This window comes from Nocardia sp. NPDC001965 (assembly GCF_053594175.1).
Window position 1 is genome coordinate 22255 of record NZ_JBSFDZ010000056.1, and the last position, 6428, is coordinate 28682.

Genomic DNA, 6428 nt, shown 5'->3' on the forward strand with positions numbered 1-6428 from the left:
ATGCGCATCGCGGATCATGTCGTGGACCTCATCGGCAACACCCCGCTGGTCCGGTTGAACTCGGTGGTTCCCTCGGGTGCCGGGCTGGTGGCCGCCAAGATCGAGTACCTGAACCCCGGCGGCAGCTCCAAGGACCGTATCGCGGTGAAGATGATCGAGGCCGCGGAGAAGTCCGGCAAGTTGCGTCCCGGCGGGACGATCGTGGAACCGACCTCGGGCAATACCGGTGTCGGGCTGGCGCTGGTGGCACAGCAGCGCGGCTACCACTGCGTTTTCGTCTGCCCGGACAAGGTCAGCGAGGACAAGCGCAATGTGCTGCGTGCCTACGGTGCCGAAGTGGTGGTCTGCCCGACCGCGGTGCCTCCGGAGCACCCCGACAGCTACTACAGCGTCTCCGACCGCCTGGTCTCCGAGATCGACGGTGCCTGGAAACCGGACCAGTACTCCAATCCCGGCGGTCCGGACAGCCACTACGAGACCACCGGCCCCGAGATCTGGCGCGACACCGACGGTACGGTGACCCATTTCGTCGCCGGTGTCGGTACCGGCGGCACGATCAGCGGTGTCGGTCGCTACCTCAAGGAGGTATCGGGCGGCGCCGTGCAGGTCATCGGTGCCGATCCCGAGGGTTCGGTGTATTCGGGCGGAACCGGTCGGCCTTACCTGGTCGAGGGGGTCGGTGAGGATTTCTGGCCCTCGGCCTACGATCCGGCGATCCCGGACGAGATCATCGCCGTCTCCGACGCGGATTCCTTCGATATGACCCGCCGCCTGGCCCGTGAGGAGGGCTTGCTGGTCGGCGGTTCGTGCGGTATGGCCGTGGTGGCGGCGCTCGAAATCGCCCGGCGTGATCCGGCGGCCGTGGTGGTGGTGCTGCTGCCCGACGGTGGTCGCGGATACCTGTCCAAGATCTTCAACGACCGCTGGATGAGTTCCTACGGATTCCTGCGCACCCCGCTCGACGGGTCGACCGCGGAAACTCTGGTAGGTGACGTGTTGCGCGGTAAGTCGGGCGAACTGCCCGATCTGGTGCACACCCATCCCTCGGAGACCCTCCGTGATGCCATCGAGATCCTGCGCGAATACGGTGTCTCGCAGATGCCGGTCGTCGGCGCGGAACCCCCGGTGATGGCCGGTGAGGTGGCCGGCAGCGTGTCGGAACGGGACCTGCTGTCGGCGGTGTTCTCCGGTCGCGCGAATCTCACCGATTCGGTGGCCCAGCACATGAGCGAATCCTTCCCGCTCATCGGTTCGGGCGAGCCGATCTCGGCGGCCACCAAGGCGCTGTCGGATACCGACGCGCTGATGGTCGTCGAGGACGGCAAACCGGTCGGCGTGATCACCCGCCACGATTTGCTGGGGTTTGTGAGCACCGGTCGAACGGCGCATTAGCAATTATTCCGCAATCACAGGTTCAACCAGCTCCGCCGAGGTATAACGTGGCGTAGTGCCGTTCGTGGCAAACGCTGCGTCCGATCGGAGAGCGAAGGGAAGGGCTTGTGCAAACCTCAAGTTTGGCAATCGATTTCCAGCAGGGTTTCTCTGACGCGTGGAGTTCGATCGCGACATTCGTACCCAAGCTCCTCGGCTTCCTGGTCATCCTGCTCATCGGCTGGGTCATCGCCAAAGTGGTCGAGAAGATCGTCGACAAGGTTCTCGAGCGGGTCGGTTTCGATCGGCTCGTCGAGCGGGGCGGTATCCAGCGGATGCTGTCGCGCAGCAAATACGATGCGTCGGATCTCCTCGGGAGGCTGGCCTTCTATGCGATTCTGCTGATCGCGCTGCAGATGGGCTTCGGGGTCTTCGGACCCAACCCGGTCAGCAACCTGATCAACGGGATCGTCGCCTGGTTGCCCCGGGCGGCCGTCGCCATCCTGATCATCGTGGTCGCCGGCGCCATCGCGCACGCGGTCAGCGATCTGGTGCGCAATGCGCTCGGCGGTCTGAGCTACGGCCCGATGATCGGCCGGATCGCGGCGGTCTTCATCTGGGGTATCGGCATCGTCGCCGCGCTGAACCAGATCGGGGTGGCCACCACGGTCACCACGCCGGTTCTCATCGCGGTGCTGGCGACACTGGGCGGCATCCTGGTCGTCGGTGTCGGCGGTGGTCTGGTGCGGCCGATGCAGCAGCGCTGGGAGTCCTGGCTGACCGGGCTCGAGGAGGAGATGCCGGCGGTGCGTGGTCATGCCGAGGCGTATCAGCGTGGCCGTGAGGACGCGTCGCGGGAGCGGCAGCGAACGGGTGCGCAGCAGGCCGGACGTGGGCAGGCCGGCGCCGGTCGCGATCCGGAACAGTGGGATGAGCCGCAGCCGGCCCGGGGTGGCGGTTACCAGCGTGAGCAGGGCGAATCGGGTGGCTACGGGCAGCAGATGTCCAGCGGCGAGTACCGCCAGTTCGGTAACCCCTATCGGGGAGGTCAGTCACCCTACGGTGGTCCGCAGTCGCCCCGGGGCGGCGGTCAGTCGTCGCCCTTCGGCAACGGCCGGCAGTCGCCGTTCGACGACGGTGGGCAGCCTCCCTACGGTGACAGCGGGCCATACGGTGGTGGCGGTCCCTATGACGGCGGACCCTTCGACGGCGGCGAACCTCGCCACTTGCGCTGAGCGTCTTCCGGCTGTCCCCTTCCGCCGTGAACCGGAATACGGTTCACGGCGGAAGTCCGTTCAGAGCTCCGGAAGACCGGCCTGCAAGCAGGCCCCGGCCAGGCGCAGATGCAGCCATTCGGCACATGCCCAGTCCGCCGGTTCGGTGATCGGCGTGGTCCGGTCCTCGAGCAGCCCGCGCATATATCCGGCCAGCAGCACTGTGGGGGAGACCCGGCCCGCAGATTCCACACCGAGGTCGAGAATGTCGCGTACGGCGGCGGCGTGCTGGTCGAGTTCGGCGGACAGCCCGGGTAGCGCACCGGCCGCCACGAACGCCGGCGCCCCGTGGGTCCGGTGGATACCCTCCAGATAACGGCGGGCGGAGACTTCGAACAGACGGGGACCCAGGGCGAACATAACTCGATGGTAACAACGCGCCGTCAGTTGTCGTATTGTGATTTTTTGCGCATTCCCGCAGGTAGTGGAGACAGGTCACCCTTCGTGGACCGCCTCGTCACATCCGGCGCCGGACCCGTTCGGCGCCGGTCACCAGATCGGTCCACTCGTCGGCCAGCAGGGCGAGCCGGTACCAGGCCGCATGCACCCGATCGTCGGAGACGTATTCGGCACTGTGCAGTAGATGGTTCGCGTGCACATGCGCGGCAGCCATTCGATCGATGGTGGCGCCGGGGGAATCGGTCCGCGTGCGCCGGGCCCGTCGTTCGACAAGTTCGGTATCTATCCAGCGGTCGATCAGTGCGACCAGTTCGGTCCGGCGGCAATCTATACCGGCGGTCGCCAACGGGTCCGTATGGCGGCGCCGGTGCAGCTCGGCGAGGGTATTCGCCCATGTGAGCAGGGGGCGTCCGGGTTCGCGCTCCCCGGGCCCGGCGAACGCGGCCACCAACTCACGCTGATCCGGTAATCGGCAGGTGGTGGTGAGTTCGCGCGAATTCCGCACGGATTTCGCTCCGAGCGGGAATTTCACCGGGGTGGACGGTCGTCGATTTCCCGGTCCGGGTGACTGCGAGTTCATAGCGCACCTCCGTGTACTCACGCCGGGCGTTTCGGATCCGCTCCGGGTGCGAATATCAGAGTGCGCCGCCGGTCCAGCCGATGGGTGACACGGAGATGGCTCGCCGATGACGGTTGGTAACAATGTCCTCCGCTCGCGCGGGAGACGTTGTGAGGCAGTGTATTCGCCGGTAACGGAATGATGCGCCCGAAAGTGGGGGTGCTGCACCGTCTCAGTGCGTCAGCGGAACGCCGAGGCGTCGGTGAGCGCCTTTCCGAGCACCAGCTGATGTACCTCCGCGGTGCCCTCGTAGGTGAGGACCGATTCGAGATTGTTCGCGTGCCGCAGCACCGGATAGTCGAGGGTGATTCCGTTGGCGCCCATGATGGTGCGGCATTCCCGGGCGATCGCGAGAGCCTCGCGGGAACTGTTGAGTTTGCCGGCACTCACCTGTTCCGGGGTCAGTTCGCCACGGTCCTTCAGCCGGCCCAGATGCAGTGCCAGCAGCTGACCCTTGCCCAATTCCACAGCCATATCGGCCAATTTCGCCTGGGTGAGCTGATAAGCGGCCAACGGCTTCTCGAAAACGGCTCGACTGCGGGAATATTCGATCGCCGCGGTGAGACAGTCACGAGCGGCACCGAGCGCCCCGAAGACAATGCCGAATCGGGCCTCGTTCAGACAAGAGAGCGGACCCGACAGACCGGAGGCGCCGGGCAGGACCGCGTCGGCGGGCAGCCGTACCTCGTCGAGATCCAATTCGGCCGTGATCGAGGCACGTAGCGAGAGTTTCCCCTTCATTTCCCGGGCAGTGAACCCGGGAGTATCCGTGGGCACCAGGAAACCGCGCACGACGTTCTTCCCGTCGGATTCGGTCCGGGCCCACACCACGGCGATATCGGCCACCGATCCGTTGGTGATCCACATCTTCGATCCGTTGAGCACCCAATCGTCGCCGTCGCGCCGGGCTCGGGTGCGCATCCCGCCGGGATCGGAACCGAAATCCGGTTCGGTGAGCCCGAAACAACCGAGTTTCCGGCCCGCCGCCAGTTCCGGCAACCACTGCTGTTTCTGTTCCTCGGAGCCGAAGCGGTGCACCGCGGTCATCGCCAGCGATCCCTGCACCGAGACCAGCGACCGGAGCCCGGAGTCGGCGGCCTCCAATTCCTGACAGGCCAATCCGTAACTTGTGGCCGGGAGGCCGGCGCAGCCGTAACCGTCGAGATGCATCCCGAACACACCCAGCTTGCCGAGTTCCGGGGCGATCTCGCGGACCGGGAATTCCCCGGCTTCGAACCACCGCGCGATATTCGGGCGGATATGACGTTCGGTGAAGGCCGCGACGGTATCGCGGATCTCCCGTTCCTCCCCGGTCAGCAGTGAATCTGTGGCGAACAGTTCGGCGACGGTCAGCATGGGCCCAGCGTAATCGGACCGGACGCCGGGCCGGGCCGGCTCGGATCGGGCGTGAAATGCTTCACGCGTAGGCCCACCGGCGTGCGGGCGGACGGCACCTGCCGTTTAGGGTGGTGGTATGAGCGAACTGGGATTCACCACCAGGGCTGTGCACGCCGGTTACGATCCCGACCCCCGGACCGGCGCGGTGAACGTGCCCATCTACGCCAGTTCCACCTTCGCCCAGGACGGGGTCGGTGGATTGCGCGACGGCTACGAATACGCGCGCACCGGCAACCCCACCCGGACGGTGCTGGAGGCCAATCTGGCGGCCCTGGAGGTCGGCCGCTACGGCCGGGCATTCGCCTCCGGGATGGCCGCCACCGACTGTGCACTGCGCGCCATGCTGCGGCCCGGTGACCATATCGTCATTCCCGACGACGCCTACGGCGGTACTTTCCGGCTGATCGACAAGGTGTTCACCCAGTGGGGTATCGAGCACTCTCCGGCCGCGGTCACCGATATCGATGCGATGCGCGCCGCGATCCGGCCGAACACGAAACTCATCTGGGTGGAATCGCCCACCAATCCGCTGCTCAATATCGGTGATATCCCCGCTTTGGCCGATATCGCGCACACCTCGGGTGCCAAACTGGTCGTCGACAACACCTTCGCGACTCCGTATCTGCAGCAGCCGCTGCTGCTCGGTGCCGATGTCGTGGTGCATTCCACGACGAAATACCTGGGCGGTCACTCCGATGTCATCGGCGGCGCGCTCGTCACCGACGATGCCCAACTCGACGACGCCTTCGCCTTCCTGCAGAACGGCGCCGGCGCGGTCCCCGGTCCCTTCGATGCGTTCCTCACCCTGCGGGGCACCAAAACGCTGGCGTTGCGGATGGACCGGCACTGCGACAACGCCGAGACGCTGGCCGAGTTCCTCTCCCGCAACCCCGCGATCAGCCAGGTGATCTACCCGGGTCTGCCCGAGCACCCCGGTCACGCCGTCGCTGACAAGCAGATGCGTCGTTTCGGCGGGATGATCTCGGTGCGGCTGGCCGGCGGTGTCGAAGCGGCCCGGGATCTGTGCTCGCGGACGAAGGTGTTCACGCTCGCCGAATCACTGGGCGGAGTCGAATCACTGATCGAGCATCCGGCGGCCATGACGCATGCTTCTACGGAGGGGTCGGATCTCGAGGTTCCGGCCGATCTGGTAAGGCTGTCTGTAGGAATCGAGGACATCAGCGACCTGCTGGCCGACCTCGAACAAGCCCTGAGCTGATCCGCCGGGGCGCCACCGAGCAGTCGGGAGTACACGCGGGATATGAACGAGCGGCCGTATCCGGGAACCGAACCGAACCGGCCGCGCAGTTCGTCGAGTGCCGTATCCAGTGCCGGCGGAGGTTCGTGGTCGAAAGGCAGCGTGAGCT

The 6428-nt window shown here is 66.0% G+C and carries 6 protein-coding genes; 3 read left to right on the forward strand and 3 right to left on the reverse strand.

What is annotated here, in order from left to right:
• Both ACWCPQ_RS33175 and ACWCPQ_RS33180 read left to right on the forward strand, forming a co-directional pair.
• Positions 1 to 1392 carry a cystathionine beta-synthase gene (locus tag ACWCPQ_RS33175; protein ID WP_449906499.1) on the forward strand — a complete coding sequence of 464 codons (1392 nt, stop codon included), beginning with the start codon at positions 1 to 3 and terminating at the stop codon, positions 1390 to 1392.
• A 122-nt stretch (positions 1393 to 1514) separates the two neighbouring features.
• Entirely contained in the window at positions 1515 to 2606 is a 1092-nt protein-coding gene (locus ACWCPQ_RS33180) for a mechanosensitive ion channel family protein (protein WP_449906502.1), read from the forward strand.
• A 60-nt stretch (positions 2607 to 2666) separates the two neighbouring features.
• Here ACWCPQ_RS33180 and ACWCPQ_RS33185 read toward each other — a convergent pair whose 3' ends face one another.
• The 3 genes from ACWCPQ_RS33185 to ACWCPQ_RS33195 all read right to left on the reverse strand — a co-directional run bounded on the left by ACWCPQ_RS33185 (position 2667) and on the right by ACWCPQ_RS33195 (position 5019).
• Positions 2667 to 3005 carry a DUF6401 family natural product biosynthesis protein gene (locus ACWCPQ_RS33185; RefSeq protein WP_449906504.1) on the reverse strand — a complete coding sequence of 113 codons (339 nt, stop codon included), beginning with the start codon at positions 3003 to 3005 and terminating at the stop codon, positions 2667 to 2669.
• Between the two features lie 97 nt (positions 3006 to 3102).
• Positions 3103 to 3624, reverse strand: a complete 522-nt coding sequence (locus tag ACWCPQ_RS33190; RefSeq protein ID WP_449906507.1) for a DUF4254 domain-containing protein — start codon at positions 3622 to 3624, stop codon at positions 3103 to 3105.
• Positions 3625 to 3843: 219 nt separating this feature from the next.
• The gene (locus ACWCPQ_RS33195; RefSeq protein ID WP_449906510.1) at positions 3844 to 5019 is read right to left on the reverse strand and encodes an acyl-CoA dehydrogenase family protein; all 1176 of its coding nucleotides are present in this window, start codon (positions 5017 to 5019) and stop codon (positions 3844 to 3846) included.
• A 118-nt stretch (positions 5020 to 5137) separates the two neighbouring features.
• Here ACWCPQ_RS33195 and ACWCPQ_RS33200 point away from each other — a divergent pair, with 118 nt between their 5' ends.
• Positions 5138 to 6280 carry a cystathionine gamma-synthase gene (locus ACWCPQ_RS33200; RefSeq protein ID WP_449906513.1) on the forward strand — a complete coding sequence of 381 codons (1143 nt, stop codon included), beginning with the start codon at positions 5138 to 5140 and terminating at the stop codon, positions 6278 to 6280.
• Positions 6281 to 6428 lie beyond the last annotated feature (148 nt).